The organism is Microbispora catharanthi, from assembly GCF_006334915.2.
Lineage (GTDB): Bacteria > Actinomycetota > Actinomycetes > Streptosporangiales > Streptosporangiaceae > Microbispora > Microbispora catharanthi.
This window is the reverse complement of sequence record NZ_VDMA02000022.1, coordinates 77,164-98,416: the sequence shown is the minus strand read 5'-3', so window position 1 is coordinate 98,416 and position 21,253 is coordinate 77,164. Positions and strand designations below refer to the sequence as shown.

Here is a 21,253-nt window from a genome sequence, read left to right as displayed (position 1 = left end):
ATCTTCCCCCGGTTGATCCGCGGGTTCTCTCTTTTCCTCTCGAGGAGGTTGGGTCATGCGTCGGCCCGGAATTCGTGCTGCCCTGGTGGCCGCGTTGGCGGTGGTGATCTCGTTACCCGTCGGGGTGACGGCGGCCTCGGCCGCGGAGGGACCACCCGGCGCCCCACCCGTGCAGAAACAACGGTCCAGCAAGGTCAGGGCCATGGACGCGAGCGGGGCGAAGGAGGCCAGGGAACGGGTCGCCGCGTCCAGGGCCCGCAACGACGCCGCCGCCGACCGGGCCGCGAAGGAGCGCGAGGCCGCCCGGTGGCCGAGCGCCGGCGAGGCCGACGTGCCGATCGGCGGCGAGCGGAGCGTCAGCGTGGGCGGGCTCCCGGTGAGCCTGAAAGCCGCCGCCCCGGCCGATACCCCCGGCACCGCCGGTTCGCGGACGGCCCGCGTGCGGGTGCTCGACCGCGCCGCCGCCGAGGCGGCCGGGGTGGACGGGGTGCTGCTGGCCGCGTCGGCGCAGACCCCGGGCACCGCGACGGTGAGCGTCGGCTACGCCGCCTTCGCCTCCGCGTACGGCGGCGGGTGGAGCGGCCGGCTGCGTCTGGTCCAGCTGCCCGCCTGCGCCGCGACCACCCCCGAACGGGAGGAGTGCCGCACGCGGACCCCGCTGGACACCGACAACTCGGCCACGGCGCAGACCCTCTCGGCGCCGGTCACGTTCGACGCCGCCCCGGCCGTGCTGGCCCTGACCGCCGACACCCCGGGTGAAGGAGGCGAGGCGGCGGACGGCAGCGGCAACTACGCCGCCACCCCGCTCGCCGCGTCGTCCACGTGGGAGGCGGGCGGCAACTCCGGCTCCTTCACCTGGTCCTACCCGATCGCCCCGGTGGAGCCGGCGGCGGGACCCGCGCCCGCGCTGGACCTGTCGTACGACTCGGGCAGCGTGGACGGGCGCACCTCCACCACAAACAACCAGGGCACCTCGATCGGCGAGGGCTTCGACACCGCCGCCACCTCCTACATCGACCGCCAGTTCGGCAGCTGCGACGAGGACGGCCACGACAAGCAGTACGACCTGTGCTGGAAGTACGACAACGCCTCGCTCGTCCTCAACGGCAAGTCCACCGAGCTCGTCAAGGACGACACCAGCGGCAAGTGGCGGCTGAAGAACGACGACGCCTCCACCGTCACCCACTCCACCGGCGCCGACAACGGCGACGACGACGGCGAGTACTGGACCGTCGTCACCGGCGAGGGCACGAAGTACGTCTTCGGCCTCAACAAGCTGAGCGGCGCGGGCAGCCAGCGGACCGACTCGGTGTTCACGGTCCCGGTGTACGGCGACGACTCGGGCGAGCCCGGCTACACCAAGGGCGACGCCTTCGCCGACCGATCCGTCACCCAGGCGTGGCGGTGGAACCTCGACTACGCCGAGGACACCCACGGCAACGCCATGACGTACTGGTACACGGCGGAGACGAACTACTACCGGAAGAACAAGTCCGACACCGCGACCACCTCCTACGTCCGCGGCGGCTACCTCGACAAGATCCTCTACGGGCAGCGGTCCGACACGCTGTTCACCGTGGACGCGCCCTACAAGGTCGCCTTCTCCTACGCCGAGCGCTGCACGGCCTCCGACTGCGGCAGCCTCACCAAGGACACCGCGGAGAACTGGCCCGACGTCCCCTTCGACGCCATCTGCAAGAAGGACGCGAACAAGGACGACTGCCACGCCGAGAGCCCGGCCTTCTTCAGCCGCAAGCGCCTGGTGAAGATCGAGACGAGCGTCCTGTCCGGCACGGCGTACAAGCCGGTCGACTCGTGGGCGTTCACGCAGAAGTACCTGGACGGCGGCGACATCGGCAGCTCCGCCGACCAGACGCTGTCACTGATGTCGATCGTGCGGACGGGCTCGGCCGGTGACACGCCGCTGACGCTCGACCCCGTCTCGTTCACCTACGCCATGCGGACCAACCGGGTGGCGGGCGGCACCCAGCCGGGAGGCGGCAACATCCTGCCGCTGACCAAGCCGCGCGTCGAGACGGTCACCTCGGAGACCGGCGCGATCATCACGGTCAGCTACAACGAGCCGGAGTGCGTGCGCGGCTCGAAGATGCCGAAGGCCGAGGACGACAACGCGCTGTCCTGCTATCCGCAGTTCTGGCACATCAACGGCGCCACCGACGCCTCCATCGACTGGTTCAACAAATACCGCGTGCTCGCGCTGAACATCGCCGACCCTGCCGGCCACAACCCGCTGGTCGAATACGCCTACGAGTACGCCACGCCCGGCTGGCGCTACAACGACAGCCCGTTCACCCCGGCCGACGAGCGCACCTGGTCGCTGTGGCGCGGCTACCAGAAGGTCACGACGTACGTCGGCGACGCCGACGGCACCCGCACCACGTCGGTCACGGTGTACCTGCAGGGCATGAACGGCGACCGGCTGCTCAAGTCGGCCGACCCGAGGACGGTCGATCCCGACAAGCGGCGCACCGCCACCGTGCCGGGCCTCGACGTCGGCGGTCTCGACGTGCCCGACCTCACGGACTCCGAGCAGTACTCCGGCTTCACCCGCGAGGAGGTCACCTACGACGGGGCCGACCCGGTCGACGTGACGGTCAACGACCCCTGGTCGGCGAAGACCGCCACCCAGCACAAGTCGTACGCCGACACCGAGGCCTACTACGTGCGCATGGGGAAGACGTCGGAGCACACCTACCTGACCGTCCCCAAGACCTGGCGCACCGTCACCACCTCCACGACGTACGACTCGTACGGCATGGCGGTCAAGCAGGACAGCACGGGCGACACCGCCAAGAGCGGCGACGAGACCTGCACCCGCACCTGGTATGCCCGCGACGACGCCAAGGGCCTGAACTCGCTGGTCTCCCGCACCCGCGTGGTCGGCCGCGCCTGCTCGCTGAAGGAGGCCGACCTGTCGCTGCCCGCGGGCTCCGACACCTCGGGCGACGTGCTGTCCGACACGGCGACCGTGTACGACAACACCGCCGCGACCGGGTGGTCGGCGAGCCAGAAGCCGGTGAAGGGCGAGGCCACCTGGACGGGTCGGGCCACCGGCTACCCGTCGGCCCTCACCGGTGACGAGCGCCCGCCGACCGGCTGGCAGCGCACCGAGTCGACCACCTACGACACGCTGGGCAGGCCGCTGACCGTGACCGACGCGGGCGGCAACCCCACCACCACGGCGTACACGCCGACCGGCGCCGGAGTCCTCACCAAGAAGGTGGAGACCAACGCCAAGCAGCAGAAGGCGACGACGTTCCTCGACGCGACGCGCGGACTTCCGGTGCGCACCTACGACCCGAACAACGGCAAGACCGAGCAGACCTACGACGCTCTCGGCCGGCTGACCGGCGTGTGGCTGCCCGACCGCAGCAAGGACGGCGGGCAGACCCCCACCTACGCCTACTCCTACGTGTACGAGCGGGGCAAGGCGCCCGCGATCGGCACCTCGACCGTCAAGTCGTCCACCACCGCCAGCTGGTCGTACGAGATCTTCGACTCGCTGCTGCGGCCGATGCAGACGCAGAAGCCGACCCCGAACGGCGGCCGGCTCCTGACCGACACCCGCTACGACTCGCGCGGCCTCGCCTACGAGACCTACGCCGACATCTTCGACTCCACGCAGACGCCGAACGCCACCTACACCCGGGAGGAGTACGGCGAGGCGCCCAAGCAGACGAACATCGTCTTCGACGGCGCCGGCCGGCAGACCCGCAGCACGTTCCTGTCGTACGGCGTGGAGAAGTGGACGACCACCACGGCGTACACCGGTGACTCCACCGCCGTCAGCGCGGTGACCGGCGGCAGCGCGGTGCGGACCATCACCGACGCGCTCGACCGCACGGTCGAACGGCGCGAGTACAACTCGCCCTCCCCCGCCGACACCCAGTACGGCGCGCTGACCTCCAGCGGGTACACCTCCACGTCCTTCACCTACCGCGCCGACGACAAGGAACTGACCGTCACCGCCCCCGACGGCGCGAAGTGGTCCTACACCTACGACCTGTTCGCCAGGCAGACCGGCATCAGCGACCCCGACAAGGGCGCGAGCACCGTCCGCTACACCGCGCTCGACAAGACCGACACGGTCACCGGCGCGAACGGCACGGTCCTGCTGTACGGCTACGACGAGCTCGGCCGCAAGACCGGGCTGTGGTCGGGGTCGCGCACCGACGCGAACAAGCTGGCCGCCTGGACCTACGACACCGTGGCCAAGGGCCAGCTCGCCTCGTCCACCAGTTACGACGGCGGCGTCTCCGGCAAGGCGTACACGAAGAAGGTCCTCGCGTACGACGGCCAGTATCGCGCCACCGGCACCGAGATCGACATCGACCCGAACGACCCGATGGTCCTCTCCGGGGCGGCGAAGACCAGCTACACCTTCGGCAGCGACTACAACCTCGACGGCACGCTGAAGAACTCCACCGAGCCCGCCGTCGGCGGTCTGGCCGAGGAGAAGATCAGCCTGACCTACACGCCGACCGGGCAGGTGACCGGGCTGACCGGCACCACCGACTACCTCCAGAAGGCCGACTACAACGCGCTCGGCCAGCCCCTGCAGTTCACCCTCGGCCTGTCGGGGGCCACGGAGGCCAAGAAGACCTTCCTCAACAACACCTACGAGGAGGGGACCGACCGGCTGAAGCGGGCCTTCGTCACCACCCAGTCCGCGCCGGTCAAGCCGCAGGACCTGGCCTACCACTACGACGACGCGGGCAACGTCACCGAGATCGCCGACACCCCCACCCAGGACGGCGCGGGACAAAATGACATCCAGTGCTTCGCCTACGACGGGCAGCGGCGGCTGACCGAGGCGTGGACGCCGGCCACCGACGACTGCACGAACAAGACCCTGGGCGGTGCGGCGCCGTACCGGACCTCCTACACCTACAACGCCTCCGGGCTGCGGGCGACGGAGACCCGCTACAGCGGCTCCACCGCGACCACCTCGGCGTACTGCTACGGCGACACCGCCAAGCGGCACGCCCTGACCGCGGTCGTGACGGGCTCCTGCACGGGCGCGACCGCCACCTACTCCTACGACAAGTCCGGCAACACGACCGGGCGCGACGGCCAGGTGCTGACCTGGGACGCGCAGGGCCGCATCGCGACCCTGACCCAGGGCACGCAGAAGACGGCCCACGTGTACGACGCCGACGGGGGACTGTTGATCCGCCGCGCGGTGGGCGACGGGGAGAGCGTGCTCTACCTCGGCGCCACCGAGATCCACTCGAAGAAGACCGGCAGCACCGTCACGACCTGGGCCAGCCGCTTCTACGCCGCGGACACGCAGGTGATCGCGGTGCGCACCACCCAGGACGGGAAGAACGCGGTCTCCTTCCTCGCCGGCGACCAGCACGGCACCTCCTCGCTGTCGGTCGACGCGGCCGGTCAGGCGATCAGCAAGCGCTTCACGACCCCGTTCGGCGCGCCGCGCGGGGACACGGTCGGCGGCGCCTGGCCCGACGACAAGGGGTTCCTCGGCAAGCCCGCCGACGCCGCCACCGGGCTCACCTACGTCGGGGCCCGCATGTACGACCCGGTCGTCGGCAGGTTCCTGAGCGTGGACCCGGTGCTGTCCACCGACCAGGCCCAGTCGCTCAACGGGTACTCCTACGGCAACAACAACCCCGTCACGTTCAGCGACCCGACGGGTGAGGAGATCGGCTCGCGGCCCAACTCCTGCCAGTACGACCTCAAGTACTGCTCGAAGGAGGAGCAGGGGAAGGTCGGGTACGACCCCAAGACCGGCAAGGTCGACCCGTACAAGAACAAGAAGAAGAAGCCCAAGAAGAGCCACCCGACGCCGAGCCCGTCTCCGGGCCCGCCGCCGGTACCGCCGCCCGGCGGATGCTTCTGCCACTCGAACGGGATCAACCTGTTCAAGGCGCTGCTCATCCACCCGTTCCACTGGGGCAACAACACGAACGGCGCCAACGAGCTGGCCCTGAGCTACCACACGCTCTTCAGCGACGGATCATGTGAGCGCCGCGCCCTGCAGTACGTCTGTTACAACGGCTCCCCCGGAGGCGACCAGCCGATGACGGTCGGGGACGTCCACTTCTACCCGTACTCGAAGAAGGACTTCGAGAACCGGCTGCGGGATGAGAAGCAGCGCCGGGACGACATCGCGCGGGTCGCCGGGCGGAAGACGGCCGACGAGTACGGGCCCAACCTCGAAAAGCACGAGGCGGTCCACTCGGAGCAGTGGGCGAGCTACAGCACCGCCACCGCCTACATCGCGGCCTACGGCTACCAGTCCTTGAAATCCCAGCGGGAGACCGGAAGTCCCGCGGCGACCAATACCTTCGAGGTGGGGGCCAACCTGTGGTGGGGCAGCTACGCGAACTGGCGGCCGCTCGAGTATCGCCTGCCGGGGACCTAGGGAGTGTCTGACAAAGGCTGCCCAGGGCCATGATTTGTCGGACACGACCTAGGCTCGGAGGCCGGCGAAGGGAGAGGGAGACGATGACGCGTGGAAGAAGGCCGGGGCGCGGGCGCACCGCCGTCGCGCTGGCCGCTCTGGCCTTCTTCGGCGCGGCGTGCGAGACCACCGCGCCCGCGCCCAAGGGCGTCCTCGCCGTCGAGCGCGCCGAGGACGGCGGGGTCAGGCTGCTGCTCGGCGGCTGCCCCGGCTACGTCGCCAGCGACTTCTCGGTGCTGCAGGACACCGACGACGACGGCGAGCTCGTCACCTGGAGCGTGCACAACGGCGGCTGGACCGGGTCGGTGAACGAGATCCGGCTCTTCCAGGCGCCGCCCGAAGGCTGGCGGTCCACCGGCGACAGCCTCACCGCGCTGCGGGAGGGCGTCCCCTACGTCGCCACCGTCAACGGCACCGCCGGCGACCTGGGCCTGCGGAGCAGGGTGCCGTTCACCACGGCCGACCTGGCGGGTCTCGGCCGCGGGCAGGTGCTGGCGTGGGCGGGAGGCGAGGAGACCGTGAAGACGGACCGGGACGTCTTCATGCGCGCCGACCCGGACCGTTGCCGTCCGTGACCGGCGGCACGTCCCGCCGCCGCACCTTGTGACGGGTGTGGCGGCGGGACCGCCGCAGGCCGCGAGCGGCCGCGGAGAAAGCCCCCGTCAGCTCATGCGGAACACCGGGCCGCGCGGGGCGAACGGCAGGAAGGCGCCTTCGGGGATCAGGAAGGCGTGTTCGCGGCGGATCCGCACCACGTCGCACTCCCCGTCGGTGATCAACAGGATCGGGCCGTCCCGGGGGAAGTCCTCGGCCCGTTCGAGCAGGTCCACGCCCGGCTGGAGGATCGTCCCGCCGCGTCCCCGCACGCGGACCCTGCGCGCGACGTCCTCCACCGGCAGGTATCCCGCGTCGTAGGCGACGGCGTCGCAGAACACGACCCGGGCGCGCGGCACGTCGCGCGCGGTCGCGTACGACGCGATGGCGCCGAGCGCCTTGCCCAGGAGCCGGGTGTTCATGGATCCCGACGTGTCGAGCACGACCCCGAACGTGGCCCGGCGCACCGCCTCCTCCGGCCGCACCCAGCCGGGACGGGGGATGTCCGGCGTCGTGGACTGGCGACGGGAGGCCCGGGCGTAGGACCTGCGCCGTTCGACGGCGGGGACGTGCTCCTCGAACCAGCGCGCGAGCGCGGCGTCCCAGGGCAGCGGCGGGTGATCCAGGGCCCGGATCTCCTGCTCGAGGCCGGCCGGGAGGGTGCCCCTGCCTCCGCTGTGGTGGTAGGCGAGGCCGGTGACGAGGGCGTTGCGGTAGTAGTCGTCCAGGTCCACGTAGCGTCCCGGAGCGCCGGGACGCGGCAGCGGCTGCCCGAGCATGTCGCCCAGGCCGCGCCCGCGCAGCGTCGCGAGCTTGCGCAGGCGACGCAGGTCGCGCGCGATCCGGTCGTAGACCGCCTCGCAGGACAGCCCGCGCAGCTCCGGATCGTGGAGGAGTCCTTCGGGCATCTCCCCCACGCCCATCTCGACCAGCCAGCCGTTGACCACGTAGTCGCAGGCGACGTTCCACAGGTAGGGCTCCCGCCAGCCCACCCGCTCACCGTGCCGCAGTGCGGCGTGGAGCATCTCGTGGGCCAGCACGAACCGCCACTCCTCGATGGTCATCGAGACCAGCGGGTTGACGTAGATCTCGGCCGCCTCGGCGTTGACCGCGGCCACCGAGATGTCCCAGCCCCGGGCGAGGTCCGCGTCCGCCACGATCGTCATCCCCGCCGCCAGCGCCCCCAGCAGCGGGTAGGACGACACGAACCAGCCGAGTGCGTGGTCCCACGGCTTCTTCACCCTGCTCTGGACGGAGTCGCGCGCGCCCCCGGCCACCTCGATCGCCATCGTCGCCGCGGCGGAGATCCCGATCGCGAGCCCCTTCTCGTAGTCGCGGGCCGTGGCCGTCTCGACCGTGCCGGCGAAGAAGTCCGGGAAGGCCGGCACGTCGAACTCGGCGGGCACCCCGGACGTGCGCCACAGACCGGCCAGCGTCCGTTCGTCCTCCGGCGGGAAGACCGGCGGCCGCGGCTCCGGCGCCCTGCCGATCTTGAGGGTGGCGAGGAACCGGTCCACGCTCAGGCAGCAGGCGGCCAGGTAGGGGTGACGGGGAGCGCGCCGCGGCTGCTCCCACCGAGGGGTCTCCTCCCTGTTCAGGTCCTCGGGCAGGGCGTTGCGCGGGTCCATGTGCCCGAATCCCGCGTGCAGCAGGCAGTGCGCGAACACCCACGCCCACTCGCCCGCCTCGGCGCGCCTTCGGGAGTGGTGATACACGCTGCCGCCCGGCGTGATGTAGGCCCACCGGTCGTGGGGCAGCTCGTGCTCGTCCGCCGCGTACAGGTAGCCCCGGAGGTGGCGGAACAGCGGGTGGGAGCGCACCTCCTCCCAGCCCTTGAGCACGGCGTCGCGCCAGGGGTCGGCCTTCTGCTTCCTGCGGGCCACCTCAGCTCCTCACCACCTCAGCTCCGGGCCATCTCAGCGCCCGGCCACGTCAGCCGCGGGCCGCGGCCAGGCGCGGCAGGTCGCGGCCGACCTCGACCAGGAACCACGACGGCAGCACCGGCGCACCGTCGTCGCCCGCCGCGATGACGAGCTGCGCGCATTCGAGCGAGACCCCCGCCAGCTCGACGAGCAGGTTCTTGGCCCGGAAGGCGAGCTGCCGGCCGGCGGGCGAGGCGTGCTCCTTCGACTGCGGCAGCTCCTTGACCAGCCGGGCCCGGAAGGTCTCGGACAGGAAGTACAGCAGGTCGCGGTCCTCGGGCCGGCGCGGCCACCCCGCGTCCCCCTTGATCACGGCGTCGAGGTCGTACGCGTGCCGCACCGTCTTCACGTACGCCCGGAAGGCCGAGGCGTGCGCGGCGGACAGCGTGCCGTAGGCCAGCAGTCCCAGGGTCTCGTCGTCCAGCCGCTCACCGTAGGAGTGCATGGCGTCGGACAGCATGTGCCAGCCGCGCGGCGTGGAGAACGGCTCCTCCGTCTTGGGCGGCGCGCTCCACAGGTGGTCGGGGCGCTGGACGAGGTAGTCGACGATCCAGGGGTGGATGCCGCTCGTGGCCGCCCAGCTCAGCCAGTCGTCGGCCGAGGCCCGGAGGTGGACATGGATCATGCGGTTGACCAGCGCGGACGGCATGGGCCTTGCGAGCGCGTTGTCGGTCGCCCGGTTTCCCGCGCCGATCACCACCGACCCCGCCGGCAGCTCGTACGTGCCGATGCGCCGTTCGAGGATCAGCGAGTAGAACGCCTTCTGGACCTCCGGGGAGGAGGCGTTGAGCTCGTCCAGGAACAGGCAGTAGGGCTCCTGCCTCGCGATCGTCTCCGGCGGGGCGAACCGGCTGCGGTCCCCGACGATCTGCGGGACGCCGATGAGGTCCTCCGGAGCCAGTTGCGTGCCGAGGAGAGTCACGCACTCGAGGCCGAGGGAGTCGGCGAACGAGCGGACGAGCGAGCTCTTGCCGATGCCCGGCGCACCCCACAGGAACACCGGGCGCACGACGGCGACGTGCAGCAGCACCTCCGGAAGCTGCGCGGGAGTCACGGTCAGGGTCGCCTGCATGCCTTCAAGATTCGCAAAGCCCGCCTATCCGCCGCACCTCATTAAGACCCGCCGGCGCGACGCCGGCAGTGGCGGCAGGCCCGCGTGGTCACCGGTGCCGTCCGGTCAGCGCCCCGCGCCCGTGCGGCTCGTCCCAGTCGGCCTCCCGGGGCTCGACCGCGATCCGCACCGGCCCGTCGCCCAGGTAGGCGGGCCGGGCGGTGAGCCGGAAGGCGGCGAAGTCGGTCGTCTCCCGGAACGCCGGGAGCCGGTAGAGGTCGCGTGCGTACGGCCAGAGGTGGGGATAGTCGGTCAGCGGCCGTTCGCCGATCCCGGCGAGCGGGTTGTGCAGCAGGTCGTACCTGACCAGGACCACCCAGAGCTGCACGTCGGACTCGGTGAGGCGGTCCCCGAACAGGTACCGCCGGTCGGCCAGGCGGGCGTCGAGGCGATCCAGTGCGGCGAGCACTTCGCCGCGCCGCCGCTCGTACTCCTCCTGCGTGGCGGCCCTGGCCACCAGGTGCACGCCCTGGCCGAGGTCACGGGCGATCTCCTCGTCCAGGGCCTCGATCTCGTCGCGCAGGTCCTCCGGATAGAGGTCCGCGCCCGAGTCGGCCCACTGACTGAACCGGGTGCCGAGGTCGACCGGGATGTCGGGGTAGTCGTTGCTCACGATCCGGTTCGTCCGCCGGTCCCACAGCACCGGCACCGAGATGTGGCCGGGGTAGCCGGGCTCGGTGGCGTCGTACGCCTCGGCGAGGAGCGTGAAGCCGTTGACCGGGTCGGGACCGCGCCGCTCGCGGAACGCCCAGCCGCGCGCGTCGCGCTCGTCGTCGACGTACGACAGCGAGACGACGTCCTTCAGCCCGGCCAGGTCGCGCACGACGGCCACCCGCTGCGCCCACGGGCACACGTACGAGACGTACAGGTGGTAGCGGCCGGGCTCGGCGGGGTGGCCGCCGGAACCGCCGGCGGTGATCCGGCCCCGGAACGGATAGAGGGGTCCAGGCCGGTCGGTCCTGCCCGGCCCGTACGGGCCGAAGGCCGCGACGTCGGCGGGGCTCGCGTACGCGGGAGCGTGCGTGGTCATCAGGCGGTCGCCCTCCTCTCCAGCGCCGCGGCCACCTGGGCGGCGACGCGATCCGTCCAGTCGGCGAGGATGCGGTCGAGGTCGGGGATCTCGGCCTCGAGCAGCGCCAGGCCGGGGGTGGGCACGAGGGCGCCCAGTTCGACCAGCACGGGGCGCAGGTGCAGCTCGACGGCCAGCGCGTGCCGGGGGGAGCCCATGACCAGCAGCGGCAGGGCCACCGTTCCGGCCAGCGCGCCGCCGGGGAGGCGGTCGAGGAACGCCTTGAGCAGGCCGGTGTAGGTGGCCTTGTAAGTAGGGCTGGCCACCAGGAGCACCTGCGCTCCGGCGACCAGTTCCAGCGCCACCTCCACGGTCGGCGAAGGCCCGGGGGTGAACAGGTGCGGCCCGATCCCGGACAGGTCCACGACCTCGGGCGGCGCCTCGTACCCGATGCGGCGCCCCACCGCCTCGGCCGCCGCCACGGCCGCGAGGTGGGTCCGGGAACCGCCGCGCGGATTGCCGACCAGCACCACGAGAGAGCTCACGAGGCCACCGCCTCGTGCCGCGCGGCGTGTCCTGTGTCCGTGTCGAAGAGCGTACGAGTGGTCAACAGACGGTCCTCCAGATCGGAACGGGTAATCGTGCGAAGCGGAAGCGGGATCACGGGTGGGCGATGAACCGGCCGAAGCGGCCCTGGTGGTAAAGCAGCGGACGCCCCGGCCCGCGCACCTCGGCCTGGGTGACCAGCCCCACGACGAGGACGTGGTCGCCCACGCCGACCCGCTCGTAGGGCAGGCAGATCAGGTGCGCGGAGACGTCCTCGAGCAGGGGCGCTCCGAGCGGGCCCGGACGCCACCGGGTGGGCTCGGCGAAGCGGTCGGTGCCCTTGCGGGCGAACCGGGCGGCGAGATCGGCCTGGTCGCTGGCCAGGACGTTGACGGCGAAGTGGTCCGCCGCGCGCAACGACGGCCAGGTGGTGGACGACCGGTCCACGTAGAAGGAGACGAGGGGCGGGTCCAGGCTGACCGAGGAGAACGAGGTCGCGGTCAACCCCACCGGCACTCCCCCGCTCCGCGCGGTGATCACGACGACCCCCGCCGCGTGCACCGCGAGGGCACGCTTGTAGCCGTCGGCGTCCAGCGCGCGCTTGTAGTCGTCGGCGTCGAGGCCGGGGCCGAGCAGAGTCTCCGTCATGGCAAACCTCCGGAAGGTCGCAGCTGCTCACAAGGTCGATCCCGCCCGCCGCAGGCACCACGACACGCGGGATCAGGGATTCGGATGGAGGCGGGACCGGGCATGACGCGGTCACGCACGGCTCGCGAGGAGGGCGGCCGCGTGCCGCGGCCGGCCCCTCATCGGCACGAAGACGACGGAAGATTCACAATCAACGACACTGCGCGCTGGCGACGTGGCCGTAGTCCACGCTCGAACGCCGGGTCAGACGAACGCCCTGGCTCATACCACCGAACGTACGATCACCGGCCGAGAAAGTCAATATTTCCTACTAGCTTTACAGGAAAATCCAACTGGGTCAGGTGACGACGACGGGATGGCGCACCACCGCGTCGAAGCCGTAGCCGAGGGCGTTGCAGGCCGCACGGCCGGGCTGAACGGCGCCCGTCTCGTCGGCGGCCCGGACGAGCAGCCGGAGGTTCCCCGCCTCGCGCGGGGTCCAGGGGAAGGTCCAGCGGACCCAGCCGCGCGGGTGGCGTTCGCCGTGCAGGCGCGCGGGCCGCCAGGACACGCCCTCGTCGTCGCTGACGTCGACCCGGACCACCTGTCCGTTGCCGGACCAGGAGCGGCCGTGCAGCAGGTGCTCGCGCCCCGCCTCGAGACGGGCCGGCCAGGGCAGTTCGAAGGCGCTCTTCACCCCCACCCGCGTCAGCGGCGGGCCGCCCCCGGGCGGATGGCCGGGGCCGTGCATCCGGTACAGCCGTGTGCTCCACGGCGACTCCAGCGGCTCCGCCGACACCTCGATGTCCCCCAGCCACTTGATCGAGGCGGCGCCCACCCATCCCGGCACCACCAGACGCGCCGGGTGGCCGTGGTCGGGCGGCAGCGGCCGCCCGTTCATCTCGTAGGCCACCAGCACGTCGTCCAGCGCCTTGGCCACGGGAAGCGGGCGCCGCACCCTCCCCAGGTTCTCCCCCGCCTCGACGTAGTCGGCGTCGAGCCCGCGCGGCATCAGCACGACGGCCCTGTCGCTCATCCCCGCCCTCTCCAGGAGCGTCGCGAGGCGCACGCCCCGCCAGCGCGCCACCCCCACCGCGCCCAGCCGCCAGGGGGTGCCCGACACCTCCTGGTTCTGCTGCTCGCCGTACAGGCGGCGCCCGTTGCCCGCGCACTCGATGAACGCGGTCACGGTCTCGGCCGGCATGCCGAGGAGGTCACGATAGGTGAGCGCGACCGGCCCGCCGCGCAGGGCGTCGCCCCACAGCGTGAGCCGCCAGGCGGCCGCGTCGATCAGCGGTGTCGCCGTGTGGTTGCGGACGAAGAAGAGGCCGTCCGGCGTCAGGTAGTCCTCGCCCCGCAGCGCCTCCCAGCGGGTCTCCGCGTTCGTGCCGTGCACGGCGAACAGGCGGGGCGGCAGCGGCTTGCGGATGCCGGGCGGGGTTTCCGTTTCCGGTGCCGCACACCGTGCTCCAAGGCCGTCCTTCATGGCAGTCATGTGCCTCCTCACCTGCCGCTGTCAGCCGGCCGGCCTCCGCAGGGCGACGGCCGGCATGGGAATGGGCGGGAAGGGGTTGTCGGGCAGCAGGATCACGCGGCGCGGCCGGTCCGCCTGTCCCGCCGCGTCCAAATGCAGCAGGGCCGCCCCGATCCCCGCCGCGCCGGTCAGGTAGCCGGTGTCGGCCGACACCTCTCCGGGGCGGTGCCGCCGGTATGCCTGATACCAGCGGTATCCCCTGCCGTCGTAGCCGGTCGCCCGGCCGATCAGGTGGTCGGCGAGCCTGCGGGCGAACTCCAGGTGCTCCTGCTCCCCCGTCGCCGCCCACAACCCCACGTACAGCTCGATCAGCCCGGCGGTGCCGCAGCATTGGCAGGCGACGTTCCACAGCCCCGCGGTCTGCCGGAAGGGCGCGCCCGACTCCCTGACACCCCTGGCGAGCCGCCTCACCCACTCCAGGTCGCCGCCGTCGCCGCTCACCCGATACAGCTCGTAGAACATGCGCGCGATCCCGGCGGAGCCCGAGCAGTAGCCCAGGTGGTCGCCGACCGTCGCGCTCTCCCCCGTCAGGACGCCGGCGGCCCGGACGAGGCCCGCGCCGCGGCGTGCCGCGTCGAGGAACGCCTCCTCGCCCGTCGCGCCGTACAGCCGGGCGAGGAGGAAGGCCGTCCCGGCCGTCCCGGCCAGGAAGCCGGGCGGGGCCGCCTCCGCGGACAGGGCGGGGCACGCCGCGGGCCGCTCGCGGGGGGCGGTCAGCCGCGCGATGCGCCGTCCCGCCTCGACGGCCATCTCCTCGTAGGCCGGCACCCCGAGCGCCGCGGCGGCGCGCAGCAGCCCCAGGACGACGCCGCCGTCACCGCGCAGCGTGACATCTCCCGACCAGCCGATGCCGCCGTCGTCGAACGCGCGGGCGCTCCTGACGATCCTGTCGGCCGCCGCGAGCGCAGCGCCCTCGAAACGCTCCTCGCCGAGCGCCCAGCCGGCCTCGGTCAGCGCGAGGACGACACCGGCGAGGCCGTGGTGGAGCGACACGTCGGCCTGCCGCCGCCAGGTCGCCGCGAGGTGGCGGGCGCCGGCGCGGGCGTCCTCCAGGTACGCCTCATGGCCGGTGCCGGCGGCGAGCTCCAGGAAGAACAGCACGATCCCCGCCGCCCCAGAATGAAGGGACGCGGGCTCGCCGGGCGTCGCCGACCGGCCGTGCGGGTCGGGGTTGGCCCGCCATCGTCTGCCGCTCTCGTCGTCGACGGCGGCCGTACGTATCCACCGTCCCGCCATGATGGCGGCCGTCAGCGGGGTCTCTGCGCGCTCACCGGATGAGCGGAACGGGTCCGGGCCCATGGATGCACTATCCCACAAATCCGGTAGGTAATAGCAACTATTCGCCCGAGCCTTTCAGTCCTGTTCAGCGGGTTCACCGTCACCTGAGCCACCGGCTCAACCAGCCGAACACGCCGCCCTCGTCCTCCTCCGGCGCCGCGTCGTCGTCCGGCAGGTCGTACCAGTGGGTGTCCCCGGGGAAGGGAGCCGGGGGCGTGCCTGGCTCGCCCGCGGCGAACGACGAGGCGCCGGACGGAAGACGGCCGGGCGCGCTCATCCCCGGGCCCCCGCCGGGACCGCGCTCGAACCTTCGGCCGACTCGGCTCGTGCGGCGTCCAGCGCCCTGCGGGCGTAGGCCCGGACGTCAGCGTCGGAGTCGCCGAGAGCGACGTGCAGGGCCGCGGCGACCTCCGGCCGCGCCGCCCACCCGGACAGCGAGAGGACCGCGGCCTTGCGCACGTCGAGGTGCGGGTCGGCCAGCGCCGCCACCAGCGGTTCCACCGCGAGGGCCGGGCCGGCGGCGGCCAGTCCCCGCGCCGCGCCCACCCTCACCTGCCAGGCCTGATCCGCCAGGCCCCGTACGGCCGTCTCCGCGAAGCCCGGCTCCCGGTGGAGAGCCTGGCCGAGCCCGGAGAACGCCTCCAGGGCCGCCGCCCGGACGAGCGGGTCGGGGTCGGCGGCGAGCCGCGCGACGGCGGGGGCGCCGCCCGGCAGGCCGATGACGCCGAGCCCTCTGGCCGCCCAGACGCGTACCTCGCGGTCCCGGTCGCCGGCGGCGAGCGCCACCCGCTCCGCGTCGTCGAGCGCGACCAGGCCCCTGACCGCCTCGATCCGCACCCGGGTGTCGGCGTCGGCGAGCGCCGCCTCGAACAACGCGGCGTCACCCAGGTGCAGCGCCCGCAGGACGTCCAGGACGGCCGCGCGGACGACGGGGTCCCCCACGCCACCCTGGCCCGCTGCACCCTGGCCCACTCCACCCTGGCCCACTCCACCCTGGCCCACTCCACCCTGGCCCACTCCACCCTGGCCCACTCCACCCTGGCCCGCTTCCGTGTAACCGGCGACGGCGCGGAGCGAGGCGCCGAACTCGGCGGTCGCGGGCAGCACCTCGACGAGCTCGCGCAGGCCGGTGGCGGCCGCGCGCCGCACCGTGCCGTGCGGGTCGGCGAGGGCCCGGGTCAGCGCGGTCTCCACGCCCCTGGGCGCGGTCTCCGTCAGCGTCGCGACGGCCGCCCTGCGGACCTTGGGGTCGGCCTCCGCCAGGTAGGGGGTGATCTGGTCCAGCGCCGGCTCGGCGTCGGCGAGCCGCAGGAGTTCGAGGATGCGGGGCGAGCGCCCGATCGCCTCCACCGCAAGCCGCCCGCCCGCCCTGCGCCGCGCGGGGCCCGCCGTGCCGTACGCGCCGAGCGGGACGGGCTCGGCCGGGCGGGGGGCGAAGCCCTCGACGGGCACGAGGTAGGGCTCGACCGGGCGCTTGACGAACTCCATCGCCCCGGCGGCGTTCTTGCGCAGGTTGAGGTGGTAGAGCCACTCGTCGTCGTCCCGGCGAGGCAGGTCGGCGCGATCGTGGTAGAGGCCCCACCTGCTCTCGGTGCGGAGCAGTGAGGACCTGGCGGCCATCTCGGCGCAGTCCCTGATGAACGTCACCTCGGCGCAGCGCATCAGCTCGTGCGGGGTCCTCGCGCCCATGGTCGCGATCTCGTCGCGCATCCGCTCGAACGTCTCCAGCGCGATGTCCAGCTTCCTGGCGGTCTTCGGCGGGGCGACGTAGTCGTTGACGAACCGCCGCAGCTTGTATTCGACCTGTTGCTGCGGGGGGCCGTCGGGGTTGCGCAGCGGGCGGTAGATCAGCTCGTGCGCGTCGGCGATCTGGTCCTCCGGCAGGCCGTCCGGCGTGCGATGGTGCTCGGCGGCGTGGGCGCCCGCGAGGTCGCCGAACACGAACGCCCCGATCATGTAGTTGTGCGGCACGCAGGCCAGGTCGCCCGCGGCGTACAGGCCGGGGACCGTGGTGGCGCCGTTCTCGTCCACCCAGACGCCCGACGCCGAGTGGCCGCCGCACAGGCCGATCTCCGAGATGTGCATCTCGACGTCGTGGGTGCGGTAGTCGTGCCCGCGTCCCGCGTGGAAGGTGCCCCGGGTGGGGCGTTCGGTGGTGTGCAGGATGTTCTCGAGCGCGGTGAGCGTCTCGTCCGGCAGGTGGCTGACCTTGAGGTAGATCGGACCGCGGGCCGAGGCGATCTCCCCGGCCACCTCGGCCATCATCTGGCCCGACCAGTAGTCGCAGTCGACGAACCGCTCCCCCTCGGCGTTGACCTGGTAGCCGCCGAACGGGTTGGCGACGTACGCGCAGGCCGGGCCGTTGTAGTCCTTGATCAGCGGGTTGATCTGGAAGCACTCGATGCCGCTGAGCTCCGCGCCCGCGTGGTAGGCCATCGCGTACCCGTCGCCGGCGTTGGTCGGGTTCTCGTACGTGCCGTAGAGGTAGCCGCTCGCGGGCAGGCCCAGACGCCCGCACGCACCGGTCGCGAGGATCACGGCTCCGGCGGAGACCGTGACGAACCCGCCCGAGCGGGTGTCGAACCCGGCGACGCCGACGGCCCGGCCCTCGCTGGTCAGCACGCGGACCGGCATCACCCGGTTCTCGATGCGCACCCTCTCGCGGATGTCGCGGCGGCGCAGCACGCGATAGAGCACCTTCTTGACGTCCTTGCCCTCCGGCATGGGCAGGACGTAGCTGCCCGAGCGGTGGACCCGGCGCACCGCGTACTCACCGTGCTCGTTCTTCTCGAACTTCACGCCGTAGCGCTCCAGCCGACGGACCATGTCGTAGCCGCGCGTGGCCGTCTGGTAGACGGTGCGCTGGTTGACCACCCCGTCGTTGGCCCTGGTGATCTCGGCGACGTAGTCCTCGGGGGTGGCCTTGCCGGGGATGACCGCGTTGTTCACGCCGTCCATGCCCATCGCCAGCGCGCCGCTGTGCCGTACGTGCGCCTTCTCCAGCAGGATCACGTCGGCGCCGCGCTCGGCGGCGGTGATCGCGGCCATGGTCCCGGCGGTGCCGCCGCCGACCACCAGGACCTGGCATTCCAGATGCGTGCGGTCCGCCGGGGCAGGGATGTCCATTCAGAGCTCCTCGATGATGCGGGCGCGCAGCCCGGCGCGGTCGATGTCGGGGGTGCGCGGGTCCGGCACGCGCAGGACGCGTCCGATGCCGCCGTGTCCGCCGCGATGCCCGAGCACGACGACCCGGTCGGCGAGCAGCAGCGCCTCGTCCACGTCGTGGGTGACGAAGACGACCGTGGCGAGGGTGTCGCGGAGCACGTCCAGCAGCAGGCGCTGCATCCCGGCCCGGGTCTGCGCGTCCAGCGCGCCGAAGGGCTCGTCCATGAGCACGGCACGCGGCGCGCCCGCCAGGGACCTGGCGAGCTGCACCCGCTGCCGCATGCCGCCGGACAGCTCCCGGGGCAGCCGGTCCTCGCAACCGGCGAGGCCGACGCGGGCGATCCAGCTCTCGGCGGCCGTCCTGCGCTCCCGTCTCGGCACGCCGCGGATGCGCAGCGGCAGCTCGACGTTGCGCAGGACCGTGCGCCAGGGCAGCAGCGCGTCGTCCTGGAAGACCATCGCGCGGTCGGTCGAGGGCCCGGTGACCGGCACGCCCTCGGCCAGGACCCGCCCGGCGCGCGGCGCCAGCAGTCCCGCGATCGCCCGCAGGACCGTGGACTTGCCCGACCCGGACGGACCGACAATCACCAGGACCTCGCCGGGAGCGATGTCGAGGCGCAGGTCCTCCAGCACGGCGTGCCGCCCGTAACCGAGGGACACGCCCTCCAGCCGGATGGCGAGCCCGGCGTCCGCCCGTGCGGCGTCCACCGCGGGCGCGGTCATCGGGCGCCGCCTTCCACACCCTCGTCGACACGGGGAAGCCACCGGGTCAGGCGCCGGCCGAGCAGTTCGATCGTGGCCGAGGCGACCCAGCCGAGCACGCCGATCGACGCCATGCCGACGAGCACCGCCGGATAGTCGACGACCGTGTAGGCGTGCCAGGTGCGGTAGCCGACGCCGAACTCCCCGGAGATCATCTCGGCGGAGATCACGCAGATCCAGGCGACGCCCATGCCGACGGACAGCCCGCCGAAGACGCCCGGCAGCGTGCCCGGGAGGACGACGTTCCACAGCACGTGCGCGCGTCCGCCGCCCATCGTGCGGACCGCGTCCTCCCACAGCGTCGGCAGCGCCCGCACGGCGTGCCGCGTGCTCACCATTATCGGGAAGAAGGCCGCGGCGAACGTGATGAACACGATGCCCTGCTCGTCGGTGGGGAACACCAGGATCGCGATCGGGACGAGGGCGATGGCCGGGATCGGCCGGACGACCTCGACGGGCGGCAGCAGCACGTCGCCGGCCCAGCGGGACCGCGCGACCAGGACGCCCAGGGCGATGCCGGCCACGGCCGCCAGCGCGAACCCGGTGAGGATGCGGATCATGCTCTGGGCCAGGTCGAGGTAGTAGATCCGGGTGCCGAGCTGCCGGCCGAACTCCGCCGCGACCTCGGCGGGCGAGGGCAGCCGGTCGAACCGCAGTCCGACCCGGGCGTCCGCGGTCGTCAGCCACTGCCACACCGCGACGACGGCCGCCAGGGAGGCCGATCTGACCGCCCACCTGCGCAGGCCGTCCGCCGTTCTCGTCCGGCCCGTCGCCGTGACGGCGTCCGCGCCTGCGACGGCGGGGGCAGCGGGGCCGAGCGTCGCGTCCAGCGCCGGAGTGCTCATCGCGAGGCACCTCCCGCCGCGGCCTTCAGCGCCTCGTCGTATCCGACGATCCGCGCCCGGGGGTGCTCCTTCACGTACGCCTGCGCGCCGTCCCGGGTGGTGAAGGGCGCGAACCGCTCGTTCTCGTCCGCCGAGGGGTCGCGCACCCAGACCGACTTGTCCGCGAACCAGTGCGTGCCGGTGGCCGCGTCGGGCACGTAGGCGGCCCGTACGGTCCCGCCGGCCGAGGTGGCGGCGGCGATCTGGCGCAGCAGGCAGGTGGGGGTGGCCGCGGGGCGGAGCCGGTCCTCCCCGGCGAGCCACAGCTCGCCCGCCTTCGCGGGGTCGCGCACGGCGGTCCCGCAGGCCTCGTCGGTCCCGGTGATCCGCGCCGCGTTGACGGTGCTCGCGGTGCCGGCGTCGTAGGAGGCGCCGTACGCCTTCCTGATGGAGGAGTCGTTCGCGAACTTCGTCACGTCGACGTCGGTGAAGTCGGTGCCGATGATCTTCAGGTACTTCTCGTCGTGCCGCAGGGCGGCCAGCAGTTGCGGCTTCACGGTCACGTCGAACGAGGCGATGCCGTCGCGGCCGTTGTAGAGGTAGACCACCTCGGGCGGCAGGCCGGTGGCCTCGGCGACCGCCTCGGCCGCCTCCAGGGGATGCTCGTGGAGGTAGTTCGTCGCGTCGATCTGCGCCTGGAGGAACGCCTGGAGCACGTCGGGGTGCTCCTTCGCGTACGCCTGCCGGACGACGACGCCGTGGAACGTCGGCACGCCGAGCGCCGAGCCGTCGTAGACGAGCCTGGCCTGGTTCTTGAAGACGAGCAGTCCCGGCCAGGCCACGAACTGGGCGTATCCCTGCACGTTCCCCGACTGCAGCGCGGACGCGCCCACCGGCGGCTGCTGGTTCACGACCTCCACGTCCGTCGCGGGGTCGAGCCCGGCCCGCTCCAGGGCCTGGACGAGCGTGCCGTGCCCGGCCGAGCCCGAGCTGGCCGAGACCTTCTTCCCCTTCAGGTCGGCCAGCGTCTCCACGTCCGACGACGGGGGCACGACGACCGCGTTCAGCCCGCCGCGCAGGTTGTAGCCGGTCACCGAGACGAGCTCGGTCCGCGCGGAGGGCACGCCCTGGGTGCGGGAGGCGTTGATGAGGAGCGGGTAGTCGCCCATCGACCCGATGTCGATCTTCCCGGCCACCATCTTGGCGGTTATCGGGGCGCCGGTGTCGTAGTCCTGCCACTCGACCCGGTATCTGTCGCCGAGGCGTTTTTCGAGGTAGCCGAGGCCGCGCAGCAGCGTCCCGGCCGTCACCGTGTTGATGGTCTTCGACTGGTATCCGACGACGACCGTCTGCCTGCCGTCGTCGGCGCCGGCGGACACGGAGCACCCGGCCGCGGCCAGCAGCGCCACGGCGGCGATGAGCTTACGCATGGGGGT

Annotated in this window: 14 protein-coding genes; 2 read left to right on the top strand and 12 right to left on the bottom strand. The window is 72.4% G+C overall.

From position 1 onward, the window contains the following. Positions 1-55: 55 nt before the first annotated feature. A complete protein-coding gene (locus tag FH610_RS33090) occupies positions 56-6,406 on the top strand; it encodes an RHS repeat-associated core domain-containing protein (protein WP_205826244.1) in 6,351 nt (2,116 codons plus the stop codon). Positions 6,407-6,489: 83 nt separating this feature from the next. After that, positions 6,490-7,020, top strand: coding sequence for a hypothetical protein (locus FH610_RS43035; protein ID WP_161628139.1), 531 nt, complete (start codon positions 6,490-6,492; stop codon positions 7,018-7,020). Between the two features lie 87 nt (positions 7,021-7,107). Here FH610_RS43035 and FH610_RS33085 read toward each other — a convergent pair whose 3' ends face one another. The 12 genes from FH610_RS33085 to FH610_RS33035 form a co-directional block, all read right to left on the bottom strand. Further along, positions 7,108-8,922 carry a vWA domain-containing protein gene (locus FH610_RS33085; RefSeq protein WP_139579164.1) on the bottom strand — a complete coding sequence of 605 codons (1,815 nt, stop codon included), beginning with the start codon at positions 8,920-8,922 and terminating at the stop codon, positions 7,108-7,110. Between the two features lie 49 nt (positions 8,923-8,971). Further along, a complete protein-coding gene (locus FH610_RS33080; RefSeq protein ID WP_139579163.1) occupies positions 8,972-10,033 on the bottom strand; it encodes an AAA family ATPase in 1,062 nt (353 codons plus the stop codon). A gap of 88 nt (positions 10,034-10,121) precedes the next feature. Next, positions 10,122-11,102 (bottom strand): glutathione S-transferase C-terminal domain-containing protein, encoded by a 981-nt coding sequence (locus FH610_RS33075; RefSeq protein WP_139579162.1) that lies wholly within the window; start codon positions 11,100-11,102, stop codon positions 10,122-10,124. Beyond that, complete coding sequence (locus tag FH610_RS33070) at positions 11,102-11,626, bottom strand: NADPH-dependent FMN reductase (RefSeq protein ID WP_139579161.1); 525 nt, start codon at positions 11,624-11,626, stop codon at positions 11,102-11,104. Before FH610_RS33070 ends, FH610_RS33075 begins: the two co-directional genes overlap by 1 nt. 115 nt (positions 11,627-11,741) lie before the next feature. Continuing rightward, positions 11,742-12,275: a flavin reductase family protein gene (locus FH610_RS33065; protein ID WP_139579160.1), complete on the bottom strand. Its 534-nt coding sequence runs from the start codon at positions 12,273-12,275 to the stop codon at positions 11,742-11,744. Positions 12,276-12,612: 337 nt separating this feature from the next. Beyond that, entirely contained in the window at positions 12,613-13,749 is a 1,137-nt protein-coding gene (locus FH610_RS33060; protein WP_139579159.1) for a sulfite oxidase, read from the bottom strand. A gap of 21 nt (positions 13,750-13,770) precedes the next feature. Next, positions 13,771-15,087 carry a lanthionine synthetase LanC family protein gene (locus tag FH610_RS33055; protein ID WP_139579158.1) on the bottom strand — a complete coding sequence of 439 codons (1,317 nt, stop codon included), beginning with the start codon at positions 15,085-15,087 and terminating at the stop codon, positions 13,771-13,773. A 79-nt stretch (positions 15,088-15,166) separates the two neighbouring features. Then, positions 15,167-15,343, bottom strand: coding sequence for a hypothetical protein (locus FH610_RS43030; RefSeq protein WP_161628138.1), 177 nt, complete (start codon positions 15,341-15,343; stop codon positions 15,167-15,169). After that, on the bottom strand, positions 15,340-18,192 hold the full coding sequence (locus FH610_RS33050; RefSeq protein WP_139579157.1) for a fumarate reductase/succinate dehydrogenase flavoprotein subunit: 2,853 nt from the start codon (positions 18,190-18,192) through the stop codon (positions 15,340-15,342). Before FH610_RS33050 ends, FH610_RS43030 begins: the two co-directional genes overlap by 4 nt. After that, positions 18,193-18,954 (bottom strand): ABC transporter ATP-binding protein, encoded by a 762-nt coding sequence (locus tag FH610_RS33045; RefSeq protein ID WP_139579156.1) that lies wholly within the window; start codon positions 18,952-18,954, stop codon positions 18,193-18,195. Then, entirely contained in the window at positions 18,951-19,838 is an 888-nt protein-coding gene (locus FH610_RS33040) for an ABC transporter permease (RefSeq protein WP_139579155.1), read from the bottom strand. Before FH610_RS33040 ends, FH610_RS33045 begins: the two co-directional genes overlap by 4 nt. After that, the gene (locus FH610_RS33035; protein ID WP_139579154.1) at positions 19,835-21,247 is read right to left on the bottom strand and encodes an ABC transporter substrate-binding protein; all 1,413 of its coding nucleotides are present in this window, start codon (positions 21,245-21,247) and stop codon (positions 19,835-19,837) included. The genes FH610_RS33040 and FH610_RS33035 overlap by 4 nt, the downstream gene beginning before the upstream one ends. Positions 21,248-21,253: the final 6 nt, after the last annotated feature.

Bases quoted from the DNA above. Each gene is read 5' to 3' on its own strand.
- FH610_RS33045 (WP_139579156.1), bottom strand. From the start codon at position 18,954: ATGACCGCGCCCGCGGTGGACGCCGCACGGGCGGACGCCGGGCTCGCC.
- FH610_RS33035 (WP_139579154.1), bottom strand. From the start codon at position 21,247: ATGCGTAAGCTCATCGCCGCCGTGGCGCTGCTGGCCGCGGCCGGGTGC.
- FH610_RS33065 (WP_139579160.1), bottom strand. From the start codon at position 12,275: ATGACGGAGACTCTGCTCGGCCCCGGCCTCGACGCCGACGACTACAAG.
- FH610_RS33060 (WP_139579159.1), bottom strand. From the start codon at position 13,749: ATGACTGCCATGAAGGACGGCCTTGGAGCACGGTGTGCGGCACCGGAA.
- FH610_RS33080 (WP_139579163.1), bottom strand. From the start codon at position 10,033: ATGCAGGCGACCCTGACCGTGACTCCCGCGCAGCTTCCGGAGGTGCTG.
- FH610_RS33050 (WP_139579157.1), bottom strand. From the start codon at position 18,192: ATGGACATCCCTGCCCCGGCGGACCGCACGCATCTGGAATGCCAGGTC.
- FH610_RS33090 (WP_205826244.1), top strand. From the start codon at position 56: ATGCGTCGGCCCGGAATTCGTGCTGCCCTGGTGGCCGCGTTGGCGGTG.
- FH610_RS43035 (WP_161628139.1), top strand. From the start codon at position 6,490: ATGACGCGTGGAAGAAGGCCGGGGCGCGGGCGCACCGCCGTCGCGCTG.
- FH610_RS43030 (WP_161628138.1), bottom strand. From the start codon at position 15,343: ATGAGCGCGCCCGGCCGTCTTCCGTCCGGCGCCTCGTCGTTCGCCGCG.
- FH610_RS33075 (WP_139579162.1), bottom strand. From the start codon at position 11,102: ATGACCACGCACGCTCCCGCGTACGCGAGCCCCGCCGACGTCGCGGCC.
- FH610_RS33040 (WP_139579155.1), bottom strand. From the start codon at position 19,838: ATGAGCACTCCGGCGCTGGACGCGACGCTCGGCCCCGCTGCCCCCGCC.
- FH610_RS33055 (WP_139579158.1), bottom strand. From the start codon at position 15,087: ATGGGCCCGGACCCGTTCCGCTCATCCGGTGAGCGCGCAGAGACCCCG.